Genomic DNA, 344 nt, shown 5'->3' with positions numbered 1-344 from the left:
GGGCTACGAGCGGGTCTACGGCCTCTTTCCCCGCCTGGCCGAGAGGCGGCGGCAGCTGGCGGGGACGCTTTCCGGTGGGGAGCAGCAGATGCTGGCCATCGGCCGGGCCCTTATGGGCTTTCCCAAGATCCTGCTGGTGGACGAGCCTTCCCTGGGCCTTTCCCCGAGGCTCGCTGAGGAGGTCCTTCTGGCCCTCAAGGCCGTGGCGGGGGAAGGCGTGGGGGTGCTCTTGGTGGAGCAGAACGTGGCCCTCACCCTGGATGTGGCCGAGAGGGGCTACGTCCTGGAGCACGGGAAGGTGGTGCTGGAAGGCCCCGCTTCGGCGCTGGCCCAAGACCCCCGGG

The 344-nt window shown here is 70.1% G+C and carries 1 protein-coding gene; it reads left to right on the top strand.

All coding sequences use genetic code 11. The features are described from left to right. Positions 1-344: ATP-binding cassette domain-containing protein (locus tag BVI061214_RS00485; protein WP_156303175.1), on the top strand; the 344-nt coding region annotated here is incomplete at both ends.

The sequence above is a fragment of the Thermus aquaticus genome (assembly GCF_001280255.1).
Lineage (GTDB): Bacteria > Deinococcota > Deinococci > Deinococcales > Thermaceae > Thermus > Thermus aquaticus.
The sequence above is the reverse complement of the archived record's forward strand: the minus strand, read 5'-3'. Positions and strand labels throughout refer to the sequence as shown.